Source organism: Mesorhizobium sp. M0048 (assembly GCF_040323405.1).
GTDB lineage: Bacteria > Pseudomonadota > Alphaproteobacteria > Rhizobiales > Rhizobiaceae > Mesorhizobium.
On sequence record NZ_JAMYUV010000008.1, the window covers coordinates 152,533 to 171,439 of the forward strand.

18 protein-coding genes are annotated in these 18,907 nt (G+C 62.2%); 8 read left to right on the forward strand and 10 right to left on the reverse strand.

All coding sequences use genetic code 11. The annotated features are described in order from the left end of the window. Positions 1-40: 40 nt before the first annotated feature. Entirely contained in the window at positions 41-298 is a 258-nt protein-coding gene (locus NKJ84_RS11370) for a DUF982 domain-containing protein (protein ID WP_023674477.1), read from the reverse strand. 97 nt (positions 299-395) lie between these two features. After that, a complete protein-coding gene (locus NKJ84_RS11375) occupies positions 396-1,058 on the reverse strand; it encodes a GntR family transcriptional regulator (RefSeq protein WP_352506519.1) in 663 nt (220 codons plus the stop codon). 181 nt (positions 1,059-1,239) lie between these two features. Between NKJ84_RS11375 and NKJ84_RS11380 the strand changes: the two genes are divergently transcribed. Further along, a complete protein-coding gene (locus NKJ84_RS11380; protein WP_352506520.1) occupies positions 1,240-2,499 on the forward strand; it encodes a multidrug efflux MFS transporter in 1,260 nt (419 codons plus the stop codon). 53 nt (positions 2,500-2,552) lie between these two features. Beyond that, positions 2,553-2,924: a DUF423 domain-containing protein gene (locus tag NKJ84_RS11385; RefSeq protein ID WP_352506521.1), complete on the forward strand. Its 372-nt coding sequence runs from the start codon at positions 2,553-2,555 to the stop codon at positions 2,922-2,924. A gap of 70 nt (positions 2,925-2,994) precedes the next feature. Here NKJ84_RS11385 and NKJ84_RS11390 read toward each other — a convergent pair whose 3' ends face one another. Next, positions 2,995-3,138: a hypothetical protein gene (locus NKJ84_RS11390; RefSeq protein WP_352477145.1), complete on the reverse strand. Its 144-nt coding sequence runs from the start codon at positions 3,136-3,138 to the stop codon at positions 2,995-2,997. A gap of 63 nt (positions 3,139-3,201) precedes the next feature. Then, entirely contained in the window at positions 3,202-3,345 is a 144-nt protein-coding gene (locus tag NKJ84_RS11395; RefSeq protein WP_352506522.1) for a hypothetical protein, read from the reverse strand. A gap of 164 nt (positions 3,346-3,509) precedes the next feature. Here NKJ84_RS11395 and NKJ84_RS11400 point away from each other — a divergent pair, with 164 nt between their 5' ends. Continuing rightward, a complete protein-coding gene (locus tag NKJ84_RS11400) occupies positions 3,510-4,592 on the forward strand; it encodes a LacI family DNA-binding transcriptional regulator (RefSeq protein WP_352506523.1) in 1,083 nt (360 codons plus the stop codon). Between the two features lie 23 nt (positions 4,593-4,615). Here the strand turns inward: NKJ84_RS11400 and NKJ84_RS11405 are convergent, their stop codons facing one another. Beyond that, positions 4,616-5,791, reverse strand: a complete 1,176-nt coding sequence (locus tag NKJ84_RS11405; protein ID WP_352506524.1) for an OpgC family protein — start codon at positions 5,789-5,791, stop codon at positions 4,616-4,618. Between the two features lie 216 nt (positions 5,792-6,007). Between NKJ84_RS11405 and NKJ84_RS11410 the strand changes: the two genes are divergently transcribed. Further along, positions 6,008-6,682, forward strand: a complete 675-nt coding sequence (locus NKJ84_RS11410) for an alpha/beta hydrolase (RefSeq protein ID WP_352506525.1) — start codon at positions 6,008-6,010, stop codon at positions 6,680-6,682. 9 nt (positions 6,683-6,691) lie between these two features. Here the strand turns inward: NKJ84_RS11410 and sthA are convergent, their stop codons facing one another. Further along, on the reverse strand, positions 6,692-8,080 hold the full coding sequence (sthA, locus tag NKJ84_RS11415) for a Si-specific NAD(P)(+) transhydrogenase (RefSeq protein ID WP_352506526.1): 1,389 nt from the start codon (positions 8,078-8,080) through the stop codon (positions 6,692-6,694). Between the two features lie 210 nt (positions 8,081-8,290). Here sthA and NKJ84_RS11420 point away from each other — a divergent pair, with 210 nt between their 5' ends. The 3 genes from NKJ84_RS11420 to NKJ84_RS11430 all read left to right on the forward strand — a co-directional run bounded on the left by NKJ84_RS11420 (position 8,291) and on the right by NKJ84_RS11430 (position 10,683). After that, a complete protein-coding gene (locus NKJ84_RS11420; protein ID WP_352506527.1) occupies positions 8,291-8,761 on the forward strand; it encodes an RDD family protein in 471 nt (156 codons plus the stop codon). A 138-nt stretch (positions 8,762-8,899) separates the two neighbouring features. Further along, a complete protein-coding gene (locus NKJ84_RS11425; protein ID WP_023717252.1) occupies positions 8,900-9,664 on the forward strand; it encodes an arginyltransferase in 765 nt (254 codons plus the stop codon). Between the two features lie 122 nt (positions 9,665-9,786). Next, positions 9,787-10,683 (forward strand): DMT family transporter, encoded by an 897-nt coding sequence (locus NKJ84_RS11430; protein WP_352506528.1) that lies wholly within the window; start codon positions 9,787-9,789, stop codon positions 10,681-10,683. On the opposite strand, the gene NKJ84_RS11435 is transcribed toward NKJ84_RS11430, so the two are convergent. Next, complete coding sequence (locus NKJ84_RS11435) at positions 10,671-11,891, reverse strand: AI-2E family transporter (protein ID WP_352506529.1); 1,221 nt, start codon at positions 11,889-11,891, stop codon at positions 10,671-10,673. The genes NKJ84_RS11430 and NKJ84_RS11435 overlap by 13 nt on opposite strands. A gap of 279 nt (positions 11,892-12,170) precedes the next feature. Then, positions 12,171-14,423 (reverse strand): DNA topoisomerase IV subunit A, encoded by a 2,253-nt coding sequence (parC, locus tag NKJ84_RS11440; RefSeq protein ID WP_352506530.1) that lies wholly within the window; start codon positions 14,421-14,423, stop codon positions 12,171-12,173. 369 nt (positions 14,424-14,792) lie between these two features. Between parC and NKJ84_RS11445 the strand changes: the two genes are divergently transcribed. Next, positions 14,793-15,986 carry an aq_1923 C-terminal domain gene (locus NKJ84_RS11445; RefSeq protein WP_352477136.1) on the forward strand — a complete coding sequence of 398 codons (1,194 nt, stop codon included), beginning with the start codon at positions 14,793-14,795 and terminating at the stop codon, positions 15,984-15,986. A 76-nt stretch (positions 15,987-16,062) separates the two neighbouring features. Here the strand turns inward: NKJ84_RS11445 and aspS are convergent, their stop codons facing one another. Together aspS and NKJ84_RS11455 are read right to left on the reverse strand one after the other, a co-directional pair. Further along, positions 16,063-17,853, reverse strand: a complete 1,791-nt coding sequence (gene aspS, locus NKJ84_RS11450) for an aspartate--tRNA ligase (protein WP_352506570.1) — start codon at positions 17,851-17,853, stop codon at positions 16,063-16,065. A gap of 214 nt (positions 17,854-18,067) precedes the next feature. After that, entirely contained in the window at positions 18,068-18,892 is an 825-nt protein-coding gene (locus tag NKJ84_RS11455; protein ID WP_352506531.1) for a carbohydrate ABC transporter permease, read from the reverse strand. Between the last annotated feature and the right edge of the window lie 15 nt (positions 18,893-18,907).

Below are 18,907 nucleotides of genomic sequence, written 5' to 3' on the forward strand. Positions count from 1 at the left end.
CTGTCAGGCGGTCCGGGCCTCGGTCAAATCCCGCTATGCCTCAGGCGGGCGCCTTGTCGCTGACGAAGACGTTCACTTCACGAGCGGCGGCAATGAAGGCCCGTCTTGCGTTCATGGCCGGCTTGTCGCCGGCCAGCGCATCATGACAGGCCTGCAGCGCTTCGCGGTGCTTGGGGCTGCGCTTGCCGGGCCAATTGTTGAGGAGGTAGTCGGAAGCCTCGCGGGCCGTACGCAAGAGCTGATTGCTTCCTGCCGCGCCCTTGACGGTCACGGGTGTGTCAAATCGGTTGTTTTCCATCGCCGCTCTTACGCCATCGGCATTTGCGAAGCGAGACCGAAAGTAGCATTCTTCGCTCATCTGCCCTTTTTCGTCATCAATGGCCGCGGATCCTCACTCAAGCGACGACGGCAAATCCCCGGGCGCGCAGGCCGCGCCGGTCGTTGCGCAGCGAGGTCACCAGCCGGTCGCGGCTGCCGATGATATGGGTTGAAAGCAGGCGGGCAGCGCTATCGGCATCGCCGGCCCGTACCGCCGACAGAATGGCATGGTGTTCGGCCCAGGCACGGCCAAGTGCTGCCTCGTCGCGAACCTCGAGCCAGCGGGCGCGCGACAGGCGTGTCATCGCGTCGCGAACCGCTCTGAACAGAAACTCGTTGCCGGACAGACGCGCCAACTCGATATGAAAGTCCATGCCGACGCGATGCCATTCCTCGCGCGGCGTCTTGTCGTCGCAAGAATCGAGCATCCCCTCAATGATTTCGACGGCACTCCGGTCCTGCAAGGTGCAAGTTATTCTGAGCGCCGCGACCTCGACCGCCTCGCGATAGACGGCGATCTGCTCGAGTTCGGCGAGATTAATAGGCGAGACCGTCCAGCCGCGGCCGTCGCGGCAGATCAGGCCTTCGGTCTCGAGCCGCAGCAATGCCGCCCTGACCGGCGTGCGCGAGGCGCCGAAACGGCTTTCGACCCAGCGCTCCGTCAGCCGCTCGCCGGGACCGATCTCGAGCCCGAGGATCATCTCGCGAAGCTGCTTTTCGACGTTTTGCATCTGCGACATTGGCGTTCCTTTTGTTGGAGCCGGTTCATTGGCTCTCTGTTCACCGGCCATTTGTTGCCGATCCCTTTGCAGGGGCCGCATTGACAGCGACCAGCCTTGCGTCCATGATGGATACCAATCTGGTATACCAAAATGGGATCCACAACAAGTTTTCATCCAAGCCGGCGGGACAGGACAGGACATGCCGCAAGACGCCACCCTCGCCACGCAAGGCACGCACAACGTCCACTGGCGTCGCAATCTCGCCGTGTGTTTTGCCGGCTCGTTCAGCACGCTTGTAGCGATGACGCTGCTGTTGCCCTTCCTGCCGCTGTACGTCGAGCAGTTGGGCGCCGAGGGTCACGCGGCGATCGTCCAGTGGTCGGGCATTGCCTACGGCGCCACCTTCCTTGCTGCCGCGCTGGTTGCGCCCTTGTGGGGGCGGCTAGGCGACCGCTACGGCCGCAAACTGATGCTGGTGCGTGCCAGTTTCGGCATGGCGCTGTGCATGTCGCTGACCGGCATGGTGCAGACCGTCTGGCAATTGGTGCTCCTGCGCCTGCTGATCGGCTTTGCCGGCGGCTATTCTTCGGGCTCGACCATCCTGGTTGCCATGCAGACGCCGAAGGATCGCTCTGGCTGGGCGCTGGGCGTGCTGTCGGCCGGCATAACCGCCGGTGCTCTGGTCGGTCCGCTGCTCGGCGGCGCGCTGCCGCCGCTGATTGGAATCCGCGCCACCTTCCTGCTCGCCGGCGGCGTCATTTTCCTGGCGTTTCTGGCAACCACCTTGCTGATCAGGGAGGCCCCTCGCCCGGTTGCCGTCAAGGCGGCGTCACAAGAAAAAGCGAGAGGCGGCTGGTCGCAGATTCCCGACAAGCGCCCCGTCGTCGCCATGCTGGCGACCGGCATGCTGTTGAGTTTTGCCACCATGTCGATCGAGCCGATCATCACCGTCTATGTCCAACAGCTCATCGAAGATCAGAGCCAGGTCACGCTGATCTCCGGCATCGTCATGTCCGCGGCAGCGCTCGGCGCCATCCTGTCAGCGTCGCGGCTCGGCAAGCTCGCCGACCGTATCGGCCATTGGAACGTAATCGTTGCCGCACTCGCCGTCTCGGCGCTGCTCCTGATCCCGCAGGCCTTCGTTACGCAGGGCTGGCAACTCGTCGGCCTGCGTTTCTTGATGGGCCTGGCGCTTGGCGGTCTCGTGCCCTGCATCACCAGCGTCATCCGCCACAATGTGCCAGACGGCGTCGGCGGCAATGTGCTGGGCTTGTCGATCTCGGCGCAATATGTCGGGCAGGTCGCCGGACCGTTGCTCGGCGGCTTCGTCGGCGGCCATTTCGGTATGCGCTCGGTGTTTCTCGGCACATCGGTGCTGATGGCGGGCGGAGCGGCCTATAACTGGCTGGTCCAGTCGCGCCGCGAACGCGCCATGCTGGCGGAAGCCGGCAAATCCTGACACGGTTCGCCGCACTATCTCAGGCGGTCGCCAGGAATCGCGGAGGCGTGGAAATGAGCATGGCTGAACAGACGGCGGGCAGTCGCATTCTGATTTTTGCCGGCAGCCTATGCGGCGCAACCGGCGTGGCTCTTTCGGCGGCGGCGGCACATCTCGGCGGCGCTTTCGTCGGTACGGCCGCATCCTTCCTGCTCATGCATGCGCCGGTCTTCCTTACCGTCGGGCTGCTCGGTGGCAATAGAATCCTGCGAACCGGAAGCCTCATCCTTCTCGTCGGGCTTCTGCTTTTCTCGGGAGATCTTTTGGCCCGCGACTTCCTTGGCTCGCGGCTGTTCCCGATGTCGGCGCCGATCGGCGGCACGTTGCTCATCGGCGGCTGGCTCGTGATGGCCGCCTCGGCGCTGGTACACCCGCGCCGCCATTGATGCGGCAACCAATGGCGGCCGCTGCTCTTTTCGCCAGCCGCGCTCGATCCACGAGCTCTGTCTTGCCAGCTCAGTCTTGCGGACGTTCGGGCCGGACTTGGCCGTCGCGCTTGGGCGTCTTGACTATACGCCGTCGCTCCAGCCGTTCGGTGGCCGGCGAGATGCCCCAATAATTGCGATAGATGTCTTCGAACAGATGCTTGATCGGATGCATGGCTTAATGTCCTCTAGCTTTTTGAATCGATCCAATGCGCGGGCACAAATAATAGGCCGCCGATCAGCTCCGCTTGCGCCCTACGAGGAAACGCAGGTCGCGAATCCACGGACCGGTCCTGTCGCGCCCCTTACGGACATCCGCGCCCGAGCGGATGCTCCAGTCGTTCCGGTAAATGTCCTCGAACAGATAATTGACGGGGTGCATGGCGCTCTCCTCTTGTATCGATCCAATCTGCGGATAAAAACCGCTCTTGGATCGATTCAAGAATACGCGTCACATTATAAATGTCAAGCAGAAATTTGAATCGATCCAAGGAAGATGTTAGGTAATCGGCGATACTGTTGGACAGGAGTCCTGGAGACAAACAAATGGCATCACTCACCGAAGGCGGCAGGAGGCCCATCCGGCTGGCGGACATCGCCAAGGCCGCGGGCGTATCGCACGGCACTGCCTCCAATGTCTTCAGCCGTCCCGAAATCGTGCGCGAGGAGGTCCGCGAGCGGGTCAAGGCGGCGGCCGACGCGCTGGGCTACGCCGGCCCGGATCCCAAGGGCCGCCTGCTGCGCGCCGGCAAGGTCAATGCAATCGGCGTCGCCACAACCGAGCCGCTGTCTTATTTCTTCGACGACCCGTTTGCCCGCGTGATGATGGCCGGCATCTCGGAGGCCTGCGACGCCACCGGCGCGGGAATAGCCCTCGTGTCGGCTGGCAACGAGGAAAAACTTGCCTGGAATATCCAGAGCGCCCTCGTGGACGGCTTCATCCTGTTCTGCATCGAGGGCGGTCCGCGTCTCGTTGAGCTGACGCGCGAACGAAAGCTCCCCTTCGTCGCGCTCGAGCTCGGCTCGCAGGACGACACGGTCTCCGCGATCAGTATCGACAATGTTGCCGGCGGCCGGCTCGCGGCGCGCCATCTGGCGGAACTTGGACATCGCCGCTTCGCCGTGTTGTCGCTGGCCTTCGCCGACGACAGCACCGGTCTTGTCTCGCCCGAGCAGGTCCGGACGGCGTCCTATACCGGAACCCGTGATCGCCTCCTCGGCTATTTCGAAGAGCTTTCCCGGTTTGGTGTCGACACCACCAAAGTGCCGGTCTACGAGACCGAAAACGATAAGGCGAGCACAAGGGCTGGCCTTGAAACCATCTTCGCCTCGGCGGAACCGCCGACCGCCATCCTGGCGATGTCGGACCGGATCGCAATGGTGGCATTGGAATGGCTCAACGCACGGGGCATCGCGGTTCCCCGCGATGTTTCCGTCGTCGGCTTCGACGGCGTGCCTGAAGCCGCAACTTGCGAGCCTCCGCTCACCACCATCGCCCAGCCGATCGCCGAGATCGGCCGCCGGGCAGCGCGAAGAATCCTCGACTTCGACGGCACGGTGCGGCGAGAAACGCTCGACGTCGAACTTGTCGTCAGGGCATCGTCCGGACCACCGCCAAGTACAGGCTGACTGGGGCAGATCGGCTCCAAATCTTATCTATTGGCCGCCATGGGACCGATGCCAAAGGATGGACGAACAGGCAGCGCCTCGTTGCGGACCGGCTTGCCCTTGCCGGACCAGCCGATTGCGGACAGCCACTCCAGATAAAAGGCGAGCGCGAACTGCATGGCGATGCCGGCGGCGAGCAGCAGACTGTCATAGGCAATGCCGCCCGGGTTGATCAGCTTCATCACCTGCGCCGCCATGGCAATCACCGTGCCGGCAATGAAAACCGGCAGCGAGCGTTTGCCCAATATGGCGAGCGGATTGTCGCGGCCGGTGCGGAACAGGTTCGAGACGAAAGGCAAGGCGACGACCAGATAGCTCATCGCCAGGATGTGCAGCAGCCGCGGCAACGACAGGAACGTCTTGTCGAAACCGGTCAGCACCACCGGCAGGTCGAGCCATGACACATGCCCCCACAGCGGGCTATGCACCCAGACGAGCGCCGTCAGCACATAGGCGGCCGCCGCGCCGACCAGCCATCGATTGACCGGGATGGTGCCGCCGCGCCGCACATGCAACACGCTGGCCATGCCGATATTGAACAGCAATTGCCATGACAGCGGATTGAGGAACCAGAACCCGGGCTCCGGGTAGTTCGGCGGCGCGATCTGGTAGATTCCGGCAACCAGCCAAAGGGCTGCGGACACGGCAAGCGCGGCCAGTGGCCTGTAGCTGATGAACAGCAGGAAGGCCGGCGCCATCAACAGCAGCACCGCATAGACCGGCAGTATGTTGTTGTAACCGAGCTGATGGCCGAGCGTGACGACACCGACCAGGACTTGCGGCGGATTCCTGACGAGCGGCTCGATGTTGATCAGCGTCAGAAGGTCCGGCCGTTTCGCAAACACCGCCGCTGCGCAGAAGATGGCCATGACCACCATCGTCGTGACGATGTGGGTGACATAGAGCACGCCGGCGCGGCGCCACATCTTCAGCGTTGCGACCAACCGGTTTCCCGGCTGGAATCTGGTGCCGTAGGCAAGAGCGACGGACATGCCGGAGATCAGCACGAAGGCCTCGGCCGCATCCGAAAACCCGAAATTCTTGTAGGTCAGGGTTTCGAAAACTGTGCCCGGCACGTGGTCGATGAATATGGTCAGGAGGGCGAGTGCCCGGAACACGTCAATACGCGTATCGCGTTCCGGCGAAACTGGCATGGTCATCGATAAAAGGCCTTAAAGCTGGTTGTTCATGCGCGGTATGCGACCACCCGGGCGACCACCCGGCGCACACTGCTTCGAATCCCTCCCGCGGGGATTATATCGGCAAAGAAACGGACTGAAATGCGCCCGGTTCAATCAACTTTCGCGGAGCTTGAAAATATTCCGTTTTGAAGCCGGCAAATGAATGAAACATCGTGAAAACAAAAGGATGCAACTATGTCCGAAAAACCTCCGGAAGATGACTTTTTGCGGCGCGACCTGCCATTTTTTTATCGCGTTTACAGGCCCGCAGCACCAACCGGAGAGTGCCTCTTTCTGCTGCATGGATCGGGTGTCGACGAGACGACTCTGGTGCCGCTGGGGCGCCAAGTCTCGCCGCACGCCACCTTGGTGGCGATGCGTGGCCGCATCGCCCAGGAAGACGGTTTCCGCTGGTTCAGGCGGATTTCGCCGATACGATTCGAGCAGGACAGCATCCGCAAAGAGGCGGACGCTTTCGCTGACTTCATCCCCAAGGCCGCGAAACGCCACGACCTCGATCTCGCCCGAGCCTCCTTTATCGGCTACTCCAACGGCGCCAACCTGGTTTCAAGCGTGATGCTGCTTCATCCGCGGCTGATCGTCCAAGCGGCTTTGCTGCGCCCGATGCCGGTTCTGGACGAGGTGCCGCCGGCGGATCTCAGCAACGCACGGGTGGTAATCTTATCCGGCGCCGACGACCTGATTTACCGGCCCTTCGCACTCGCGCTGGTCGGACTGCTCAGCCGGCATGGCGCCAAAGTCGAGGCCCACACCGTCGCCTCCGGCCATGAAATCGGCAATCCGGACGCCGCGATCGTCAGGCGGTGGCTGGCAGATCCTGCAGCCGCCGTTGCAACGTCAGATCGATAAGCCTCGAAGCTAGCCTCGCCCCATGCGGTTCCAGGCGTCCAGCCCGGCGATCTTGTAGGCTTCGGCCAGCGTCGGATAGTTGAAGGTGTTGTTGACGAAGAAGTCGACAGTGCCACCGAGATTGATGACCGCCTGGCCAATGTGGATGAGTTCGGTCGCGCCCTCGCCGACAATATGGGCGCCGAGCAGACGGCGTGTTTCGATCGAAAACAGAAGCTTCAGAAAGCCGGTGTTGACGCCCATGATGTGGCCGCGCGAGGTCTCGCGAAACCGCGCCACGCCGACCTCATAGGCTGCACCACTCTCGCGCACCTGCTCCTCGGACTGGCCGACAGTGGAGATTTCCGGCACGGCATATATGCCATAGGGAAAGGTTTCGGGCGGCGGCGGCAACGGCACGCCGAACGCGTGGCAGGCGGCCACCCTGCCCTGCTCCATCGAAGTCGAGGCCAGGCTCGGAAAACCAATGACGTCGCCGGCGGCATAGATGTTGGGCGCGCTTGTCTGGAACGTCTGCGGATCGACCTTGATGCGGCCCCTGGGATCGGCCTCAATGCCGACCGCTTCCAAGCCCAGGCTGCCGACATTGCCGGTACGCCCTGCAGCATAAAGCACCATCTCGGAACGTATGGTGCGGCCGTCGGCCAGCATCACCTCGGCATGATCGGGTTTCGAGGCGATCTCCTTGACGGCGCTGCCCAAGCGGATGGTCATGCCGCGGTCGCGCATCTGATGGATGAAGTCGTCGACGATCTCGCGGTCGACGAAATCCAACATGGTATTGCGCGGCTCGACCAGCGTCACCGACACGTCGAGCGCCGAAAAGATCGTTGCATATTCGACGCCGATGACGCCGGCGCCGATCACCGTCAGAGTGCGCGGCAGGCGGTCGAGCTCCAGCATCTCGTCGCTGTCGAAGATCCGTGTCTTGTCGAACGGCACGTCGCGCGGCCGGTGCGGCCGGGTGCCGACCGCGATCAGCGCATGGGCGAAGCCAACCTCGCTGTAGTCGCCGGTGTCGGTGGTCAGGCTGACCTTGTTGGGGCCGAGGAATTTTGCCGCGGCACGTGCGCTCTTGACCGTGTTGCGCATGAACTGGTGCTGCAGCACCTCGACCTCATGGTCGAGCGTCTTATGCAGGCGCTCGACCAGATCGCCAACCGAAATGTCCTGCTTGACCCGGTAGCCGCGACCGTAAAAGCCGCGCTCGCGCCAGCCTGAGAGGTTGAGCACCGTCTCGCGCAACGTCTTCGACGGGATGGTGCCGGTATGCACCGACACGCCGCCGAGGCGCCGGCCTCTGTCGACCACCAGCACCGACTTGCCGAGCTTGGCCGACTGCACCGCGGCGCGGCGCCCGGATGGGCCGCTGCCGATGACCAGCATGTCGTAGTCCATGTCGCCCCGTCCCCTCGGCTTGGCGCTTTTGTTGCGCCGCAGCAAGCTAACGCTATCCGCGCCACAAATTCAACAAGTCACAGACGGCGCCAAGTGCTCCGTCACCATCTACATGGTGGACGGCTCGATCTTGATTCCGCCGCGAACCTTCACCATTTCATCCACAAGCGGCCCCGTGCATTAACCCGGGTTCGATTACGAGGAAATGACATGAACGCTCGCGTTCTCGACGGCGAAATCATCACCAGCAGGCTCGAAGATATCAGCGCCTATGAGGGCGTACGCACGCGGCGCATTCTCGCCTTCTTCATCGATTATTTCATCGTGGCGCTGCTCACCATTCCATTCGCGATCCTGGTGTTCTTGTTCGGGCTGTTGACGCTCGGCCTCGGCTGGATGCTGTTTTCCATTCTCGTGCCAGCCGTCGCCATCCTCTACATCTGGAACACGCTCGGCAGTAAAGACCAGGCCACCACCGGCATGAAGATAATGGGCATCCGGCTCGACCGACTCGACGGCAGCCCCATCGACGGGCTGACCGCCGTCGTGCATTCGGTGCTGTTTTGGGCCGGCAATGTCATCCTTTCGCCGCTGGTCCTGCTGGTGAGCCTGTTTTCCGATCGCAAGCGCACGCTGCACGACCTGCTGCTCGGCACTGTCGTCAGCCGCAGCGGCCGCTGAGCAGACTTTTGAAGCGCGGCCGCAGCCTTTGCGCACAAATGTGAAGACGTCCAATCAACCAGGCTTTCACAATCCTGTTGAATTTTTCGGCTTCCGCGCCAAAGGTAGAGCGATTCGCAGGAGTGTTTCCAAGGCTCGATGACGCAGCACCCGACCCAGTCGCCGCAGTTCTTTCTGACCGCGCCCTCGCCATGTCCCTATCTCGAGGGCCAGTTCGAGCGCAAGGTGTTCACACACCTGGTCGGCGACAAGGCCCCGGAAATGAACGATCTGTTGACGCAGGGTGGATTCAGGCGGTCGCAGAACATCGCCTACAGGCCGGCTTGCGAGACCTGCCGCGCCTGTGTGTCGGTGCGCATCCTGGCGCAGGAATTCACCGCCAGCCGCAACATGAAACGGGTCATACAGCATAATTCGGATCTGGTCGGCGCCATGCACGACGCCGAGCCCTCCACCGAGCAGTATTCGCTGTTCCGCAGCTATCTCGACGCCCGCCATCGCCGTGGCGGCATGTCCGATATGACCGTGCTCGACTACGCCATGATGGTAGAGGATACCCATGTCGACACCAAGGTCATCGAATACCGTCGCCGCGGACCCGACAGCTTCATCACCGGCAAGGGCCAGGGCGAGCTGATCGCCGTGGCGCTCACCGACAAGATGGCCGATGGCCTGTCGATGGTCTATTCCTACTTCAACCCGGACTTCGAGGACCGCTCGCTCGGCACCTTCATGATCCTCGACCACATCGCCCGCGCCAGGGCGATGGGCCTGCCCCATGTCTACCTGGGTTACTGGGTCAACGGCTCGCGCAAGATGAATTATAAGATGCGCTTCCAGCCGCAGGAGCATCTCGGCCCGAAAGGTTGGGAACGCTACAATCACGAAGCGGTTTCGCGCTGATCTTCGCTTTCGGTATTCAGTCTTAAATTGTTTCGAGGAAGATGCCCGCTGGGCTTCCGGCCGATCGGCTGGAAACCGGGCAGGTCAATTTTGCGCCTCCAAGCCTACGCGAGAATTGCCGCATGTCTTCCCACAACGAGCACCAGAGAGGCCTTCTGATCACCGCCATCGGCGGGCTGACGCTGACGGTCGACATTCCGCTGATCCGGCTCGCCGATGGCGAGGCATGGACGATCCTGCTGTTGCGCACCGGTACGACCTTCGTCGCCACGCTCATCATCTGGGCCGTCTGGCGCTCGCTGAGCGCAAAGGCGCCGCAGCTTATCCCGGGCTGGTCAGGGCTCATCGTTGCCGCCCTCTACGGGCTCGGCTCGATCGCCTTCATCACCGGCGTCTACAGCACCTCGACCGCCAACCTCGTTTTCATCCTGGCGTTCACAACCATGTTCGCGGCCCTTTTGTCATGGCTGTTCCTGAAGGAGAGGCCACGGCCCCTGACGCTTGCAGCGCTGGCACTGATGATCGTCGGCGTGACGATCATTGTCGGCGATTCCGTTGGAACCGGACATCTCTTCGGCGACCTGATGGCGCTATGCTCGGCTTTCATGATCGCAGCGGCCATCACTATCTCGCGCGCAAGCGGCAAGGATATGGGTTTCACGGCGCTGATCGGAGTGGTCCTGCCGCTGGCCGTCGCCGCCCTGATGGTTTCCAAGGTGGGTTTTCACGTCAACGCGCCATGGTGGATCGTCTTCAACGGTGCCGTCATCATGCCGATCTCTTTCTTCTGCCTCGCCAACGGCCCGAAATACATCTCCGGGCCGGAAGTGGCGATGTTCTACCTGTTAGAAACCGTGCTGGCGCCGGTCTGGGTGTGGATGATCTTCGCCGAAGCGCCGTCGCGCTACAGCCTGATCGGCGGCGCAATCCTCATCATGACCTTGATCGGCCATTCGCTCTGGCAGTTGCACGAGGGGCGCAAGCGCCGCGCCACGTTCGCCGTCAGTCACCCGGCCTGATTCTTTTTCGCGGCGGCACGTTCGGCGACAATTTCGATCTGCGGCGGCGCGTCATCGTGCTCCGCCGGTTCGGCGGCAGCGAGTTCATCGGTCAGTTCCACTTCGCGCAGCCATTCGCGCCAGATTGCGACCAGCAGGGCCATCAGCACCGGGCCTATGAACAGGCCGAGAAAACCCATCGTCTTGACGCCGCCGATCAGGCCGAAAAAGGTTGGCAGGAAGGGCAGCTTTATCGGCCCGCCGACCAGCTTTGGGCGCAATGTCTTGTCGACGACGAAGAGTTCGACCGCGCCCCAGACGAACAGTGCCAGCCCAGCCATCGGCGAGCCGCTGGCGGCGAGATAGATCGAGACCAGCGTGAAGGACAGGGGCGCGCCGCCGGGGATCAGCGCCATGATGCCGGTCAGCGCGCCGAGCGTCACCGGCGAAGGCACGCCGGCCAACCAGTAAGCGATGCCCAGCACCAGCCCTTCGCCGATGGCGATAACGGTCATGCCGGTCACCGTCGAGGAGATCGTCGCCGGCACCACGCGTGAGATCCGTTCCCATCTGGCCGGCAGGATGCGTTCGCCGAGGCGATCGACCTGTCCGGCGAAATGCTCGCCGTCACGATAGGCGAAGAACAGCGCGATCATCATGAACAGCAGCGTCAGCAAAAGGCCGAAGGCGCTGCCGCCCGCGGCAAGCACGCCGCGGTAGATGCTGCCGATATTGGCGCCGCTGATCAGCTGGATCAGTTCGCCGATACCGCCAGGGTGGCCAACGTTGACCGTCCATTGTTCATTGAGCCATTCGCCCACCACCGGCATGGTGGCAATCCAGTGCGGCGTCGGCGCACCGTAGCGGTTGGTCTCGATCGACCAGTTGACCCATTCGCGCACCTCATTGATGGCGTAGGTGCCGGCAAGCGCGATCGGCACCACCAGGAAGGTCAGGATGAACAAGATCGCAAGCGTCGCCGCGATGGTGCGGTTGCCGCCGACGCCGGCGAGCAGCCGTCGGTAGAGCGGCCAGCTGGCGAAGGCGATCACCAGGGCGGCAAGGACCGGAAACAGGAAGCCGTGGAAGAAGTAAACGCCAGCGGCAACGATCAGCACCAGGAGCCAGCGCGCCGCCGACAGCGGCGGAATGACAGCGGCCCTGAGCGGCGTCGACAGGCCAAACAGGCGCTGCTGCCGCTCCGGCTTCTGTATCCTGACTTCCTTCAAGCGCCCAATTCTCCCTGGCCCATAGCGTCGCTTATGCACTGATATAGTGCAGCAATCGTGACGACATTCCAAATGTTTGGGTAGAGCTGCTAATCTCCCCGCTTGAGGAGGAGATGGCCGGCAGGCCAGGGGGGTCGCCGAGCGTGAGACGCCAGCCTCCTCTGTCTGCGATACGTGAGGCGCCAGTCCCCTCCGTCTGCGATAAGGGTCGTGTCTGGACGTTCCGACCCCCTCTGTCGCCTTCGGCGACATCTCCCCCTCAAGGGGGGAGATACCGCTTCACCCGAACTTCCCCGTGCGCGGGAACCCCTTCGGCACCATGCGGCCGGCCGAGGCGCGGGCGCCAATCCATTCGGCAAGCTCGTCACGCGATTTGGTAAAGGTGCGGTCTGCCGAATCCTGCCAGGACAGGCCGCTTGCGAGCGTGAAGGTCTTGAGGTCGAGGACGCCGCCGTCCTTGTACTTCTGCAGGCGCACGCCCTTGCCGCGCCCCATCTCCGGGATCTCGGCCAGCGGGAACACCAGCATCTTGCGGTTCTCGCCGACGATGGCGAGATGGTCGCCCGCGACGCTCACGCAGCGCTGGGCTTCGTCTGGCGCCTTGACGTTCATCACCTGCTTGCCCTTGCGGGTGTTGGCGACGACTTCTTCTTCCGGCACGATGAAACCGTTGCCGTCATGCGACACCAGCAGCAGCTTGCGCTTGGGATCATGGACGAAGGCGGTGACGATATCCTGGTCGTTGTCCATGTCGACGATGATGCGGATCGGCTCACCATGGCCACGCCCGCCGGGCAGCCGGTCGGCGCCGATCGTGTAGAACTTGCCGCCGGTGGTGAAGACCAGCACCTTGTCGGTGGTCTGGGCATGGAAGGCGAGCTTGAGGCTGTCGCCTTCCTTGAAGGTCAGGGCCGAATGGTCGGTCAGATGACCTTTCATGGCCCTCAGCCAGCCCTTTTCCGAAACGACCACAGTGACCGGCTCGCGCTCGATCATGGCATGGGCGATATCGGTCAGGTCATGCTCGGGTGCGTCGGCGAACTCGGTGCGGCGTTTGCCGATGTCGGTCTCGGGCCCGTATTTCTGGCGAACATTGGCGACTTCCCACTTGATCGTCGCCCACTGCTTGGCGTCGGACGCAAGCAGTGCCTCGATCTGCTTCTTCTCGCCGGTCAGACCATTGAATTCCTCGCGGATTTCGAATTCCTCGAGCTTGCGCAGCGCCCTCAGACGCATGTTGAGGATGGCTTCAGCCTGGGTGTCGGTGAGTGACCAGCGGGCCATCATCACTTGCTTGGGCTCGTCCTCCTCGCGGATGATCCTGATCACCTCGTCGATGTTGAGGTAGGCAATCAAATAGCCGGCGAGGATCTCCAGCCGCCTCTCGATCTCGCCGAGGCGGTGCTTGGAGCGGCGGATCAAGACGTCGCGGCGGTGCTCCAGCCATTCCTTGAGCACACCTTTCAGCGACAGCACGTTCGGCACCTTGCCGCGCGACAACACGTTCATGTTGAGCGGAAAGCGGCTTTCGAGCTCGGTCAGCTTGAACAGCGATTCCATCATGATGCCGGGATCGACCGAGCGGCTCTTCGGCACCAGCACGACGCGGATGTCCTCGGCGCTCTCGTCGCGGATATCCTCGAGCAGCGGCAGCTTGCGTGCCATCAAGAGCTCGGCGATCTTTTCGATCAGCCTGGCCTTCTGGACGCCATAGGGAATTTCGGTGACGACAATGTTCCAGGTGCCCCTGCCCTGATCCTCCTGGCTCCATTTCGCCCTGACGCGAAAGCCACCGCGACCCGTTTCGTAGGCTTCGAGGATCGAGGCTCGACTGTCGACGATGATGCCGCCGGTCGGGAAATCCGGCCCCTGGACGAAGTCCATCAGCTTGGTGACGGGCGCATCCGGATGATCGATCAGGTGAAGCGCGGCGTCGCAAAGCTCGGCCGCATTGTGCGGCGGAATCGAGGTCGCCATACCGACGGCAATGCCGGACGAGCCGTTGGCAAGCAGATTCGGGAAGGCGCCGGGCAGCACCGCCGGCTCCTCGTCTTCCTCGTTGTAGGTCGGGCGGAAATCGACCGCATCCTCGGTGATGCCTTCCAAAAGCAGCGTCGACACTTCGGTCATGCGCGCTTCGGTGTAGCGCATGGCGGCGGCGTTATCGCCGTCGATATTGCCAAAATTACCCTGCCCGTCGACCAGCGGGTAGCGCATCGAAAAATCCTGCGCCAACCGCACCAACGCGTCGTAGATCGACTGGTCGCCATGCGGATGGAATTTGCCCATCACCTCGCCGACGATGCGGGCGCATTTGGCAAAACCCTGGTCGGGGTTGAGCCGCAACAAGCGCATAGCATGCATGATGCGACGATGCACCGGCTTCAATCCGTCGCGCACGTCCGGCAGCGCCCGATGCATGATGGTCGACAGCGCGTAGGCGAGATAGCGCTCTTCCAGCGCCTTCTTCAGATCGACCGGCTCGATATTGTCGCCGCCGCCACTCTCGGGCGGCAAAAGCCTTTTTCCCATGGGCTGGCACTAGCCGAGCGGGTGATTCGCGGCAAGAGGCACCAGTATGCCTCCTCCTAAAGCGCGTCGCGTTCGACCGGCCTCATGCGACGCTTTAGGTCCTTGTTTTGATGCATGTCGTCATCGCAAAACCGCTGCACACTTTGCGCGACATCCATTATGCAACGGGAATTGGGAGCGTCGCGACGCCGGCCAACATCAACCCGTTACATCCTGCTTCTATCGCAAGCCTGATGGATCGGGTTTGCCTTTAGCCGCGATTTTCGATCATTGTGCCGAGGCCCGCCTTTTTCCGGTCCAGTTCGTCGCCGAATGGTGACGACGCGACGATTTGAAAAGAATTTCAGGACACTCTCAGGGGAGCTCTCGATGACGATCAGGCACTCGACACTTATTAAAAGACTGGCTTTTTCGACCTTTTTGCTGACGCTGCCGCTGAATGCGGCATTCGCGCAGGATACCGCGGTCGCCGACCGGCTGAAGGCTGCCCTCGCCGCCCAGGGTGTCGACCTCTCCTGGACCGGAGTAACCGGCGACACCTCCAGCATGGTTCTGCAAGGCGTGGCGGTCAAACCGGCGGCCGAAAAGGAGGCGCTCAAGATCGGCGACGTCAAGCTCGAAGGGGTGACCGAAGCCAATGGTGGCTATCAAATCGCGACCGTGTCGACGTCGCCGTTCGAACATAGCGAGGATGGCGTCACGCTCAATCTCAGCCCCTTCGTCATCCACGACATGACGGTTCCGGCCGAAGGCGCAAGCGGCCCGCTGGGCTCGCTGATGATTTACAAATCGGCCGAGCTCGACAACATGACCGTCAAGGTGGCCGACAAGACCGCTTTCTCGATGGACGGGCTTGCCATCGCAATCACGCCGCCGGCCGACGGCAAGGCCTTGGCGTTTTCCGGCACCACGGAAAAATTCACTGCCGACCTGACACTGGTCGAAGATCCGAAGTCCAAGGAAGTCATCAACGCGCTCGGCTACCAGAACATATCGGGCAATCTTGAGATGGAAGGCACCTGGCAGCCTACCGACGGCAGGATGGACTTGTCGAAATACGAAATATCGGTCGACAATGCCGGCACGCTCGGCATGACCTTCGATCTCGGCGGCTACACGCTGGACGTCATCAAATCACTGCAGGAGATGCAGAAGAAGATGGCGGCGCAGCCCGAAGGCGCCGACAATTCGGCGCAAGGCATGGCCATGCTCGGGCTGCTGCAGCAGCTTTCGTTCAACAGCGCCTCGATCCGCTTCGATGATGATTCGCTGACCAAAAAGGTGCTCGATTATGCCGGCAAGCAGCAAGGCATGTCCGGCAAGGACATTGCCAACCAGGCCAAGGCGATCGTGCCCTTCGGCATGGCGCAGCTCAACAATCCGGAACTGACGGCGCAGGTTTCGGCCGCGGTCAACAAATTCCTCGACGATCCGCAAAGCATCGAGGTCTCGGCCGAGCCGCCGGCGGCGGTGCCGTTCGCGCTGATCATGGCGGGCGCCATGTCCAACCCGCTCGACCTGCCGAAAACGCTTGGCGTGACGGTTACGGCAAACGAAGACTGACCGAGATCCCAAAGCAAAAGCCCGGCAGCGATGCCGGGCTTTTTTATGAATCAACAGCACCGGTTCGGAGCGTTTCCTAAACCTCTTTCTTCGTCGCCACGACGCGCAGCGACAATTCGCGAAGCTGCTGCGGGCTGGCCTCCGACGGCGCGTTCATCAACAGGTCATAGGCCTGCTGGTTCATCGGGAACATCGTCACTTCGCGCAGGTTCCTCGCGCCGACCAGAAGCATGACGACGCGGTCGATGCCTGCCGCCATGCCGCCATGCGGCGGCGCGCCATACTGGAAGGCGCGGTAGAGGCCACCGAAGCGCTCCTCGACCGTCTCGCGGTCAAGCCCGACCGTCTCGAACGCCTTGACCATGGTTTCGGGCAGATGGTTGCGGATGCCGCCTGAGGCGATCTCGAAACCATTACAGACCATGTCGTACTGGAACGCCTTGATTCCGAGCAGATCCTCGCCGTTCAGCGCATCGATGCCACCTTGCGGCATCGAGAACGGATTGTGCGCGAAGTCGATCTTCTTCTCCTCCTCGTTCCATTCGAAGAACGGGAAGTCGACGATCCAGCACAATTCGAAGCGATCACGGTCGACAAGATTGAGCTCCTCGCCGGCGCGGCTGCGCGCCGCTCCCGCGAAGGAGACGAACTTCTTCGGATCGCCGGCGACGAAGAAGGCGGCATCGCCATCGGCAAGGCCGAGTTGTTGTCGAATCGCCTCGGTGCGCTCCTCGCCGATATTCTTGGCCAGCGGCCCGGCGCCTTCGAGCTTCTCGCCCTCCTTGCGCCAGAAGATGTAGCCGAGGCCGGGCTGGCCCTCGCCTTGCGCCCATGAGTTCATGCGGTCGCAAAAGGCGCGAGACCCGCCGGTCTTGGCCGGAATGGCCCAGACCTCGGCCTTCGGATCGTTGGCAAGGATGTTGGCAAATACCTTGAAGCCGGAATCGCGAAAATGATCCGAGACGGCCTGCATCTCGATCGGGTTGCGCAGGTCCGGCTTGTCGGTGCCGTATTTGCGCATGGCGACATCATAGGCGATGCGCGGAAACTTCTCCGTCACCGGCTTGCCGGCGGCAAAGGTCTCGAACACCCCCCGCATTACCGGCTCCATGGTGGTAAACACATCCTCCTGCTCGACGAAGCTCATCTCCACGTCGAGCTGGTAGAATTCACCCGGCAGACGGTCGGCGCGCGGGTCCTCGTCACGGAAGCACGGCGCAATCTGGAAGTAGCGGTCGAAGCCGGACACCATGATCAGCTGCTTGTACTGCTGCGGCGCCTGCGGCAGCGCATAGAAAGTGCCGGGGTGGATGCGCGACGGCACCAGGAAGTCGCGCGCGCCTTCCGGCGATGAGGCGGTCAGGATCGGCGTCGAGAATTCGGTGAAGCCGACCTCGCCCATCAGCTTGCGCATCTCGGCGATGATTTTCGTCCGCGCCACGATGTTCTTGTGCAGCGTGTCGCGGCGCAGGTCGAGGAAGCGGTATTTGAGGCGGATGTCCTCCGGATAGTCCGGCTCGCCGAAGACCGGCAGCGGCAATTCCCTGGCGGCCGACAGCACTTCGATCTCGCGCGCGAAAATCTCGATCTCGCCGGTCGGCAAATTGGGGTTCACGGTGTCGGCGAGGCGCGCCTTGACCTCGCCGTCGACGCGGACGACCCATTCGCCACGCAAGGTCTCCGCGATCTTGAAGGCAGGCGAATCCGGATCGGCGACGATCTGGGTCAGACCGTAATGGTCGCGCAAATCGATGAACAGCAGGCCGCCATGGTCGCGCACGCGATGCACCCAACCCGACAGGCGAACGGTCGAGCCGACGTCGGCCTTCCTCAATTGGGCACAGGTATGGCTGCGGTAACGATGCATTGTCATTCTTAAGGTCCGGATGTTGGGTTGCGGCCAAGGCATGATGGCCCAGCCTGAAAATTTGCGCGAAAAGCACATGAGAGGGTGCATTTGTCAAGGCAAGCGGCGGCTGGGTCGAGTTCGCGTTCTTCCCGCCCCTATCCCACCGGCATCAATTTATGCCAGAGGCGTCAATCTGAGTTCGCTGCTCTGTGCCGGCAGTTCAACTATGCACTCATCCCTTCACCCCGCCCGCCGTGAGGCCGGAGACGATCTTGCGCTGGAAGATGAGAACGAGGACGACAAGCGGCACGGTGACGATCACCGATGCGGCCATGATGTTGCCCCACGGGATCTCGAACTGCGAGCTGCCGGAGAGCAGCGCTATCGCGACCGGCACGGTTCGCTGCTCGTTGCTGGAGGTAAACGTCAGGGCGAACAGGAACTCGTTCCAAGCGCCGATGAAGGCGAGAAGCCCGGTGGTCGCCAGCGCCGGCCACATCAGCGGCAGGAAGACGCGGCCGATGATGATCCAGGGCGTGGCGCCATCGAGGATCGCCGCTTCCTCCAGTTCGATCGGCAGGTCGCGAACGAAGGCGGTGAGCACCCAGACGGTGAACGGCAAGGTGAAGATCATGTAGGACAAGATCAGCGCGAACGGCGAATTGTAGAGGCCGAAGATGCGGATTAGCTCGAAAAGCCCGGCAAGCACCGCCAATTGCGGGAACATCGAGACGGACAGGATGATGAGGAGCAGTGCCGAACGGCCTCTGAAGCGGATGCGCGCCAGCGCATAGGCAGCGGTGATGCCGAGGAACAGCGAAATGAAGACGACGGCGCTCGAGATGAACAGCGAGTTCACGAGATTGCGCAAAAAGGTCCCCTCGGTGAACACGGTCCTGTAGTTGCTAAAGGTAATCGCCGTCGGCCAATAGTCGATCTGGAAGAGCGCCGTCCCCGATTTCAGGCTGGTGATGATGGCGTAGTAGAACGGGAACACCGCGACAACAACGATAACGGCGACGAGGAGGTAGAAAGCCGTGCGCTTGACGATCCACATGGTCAGTGCTCCCAC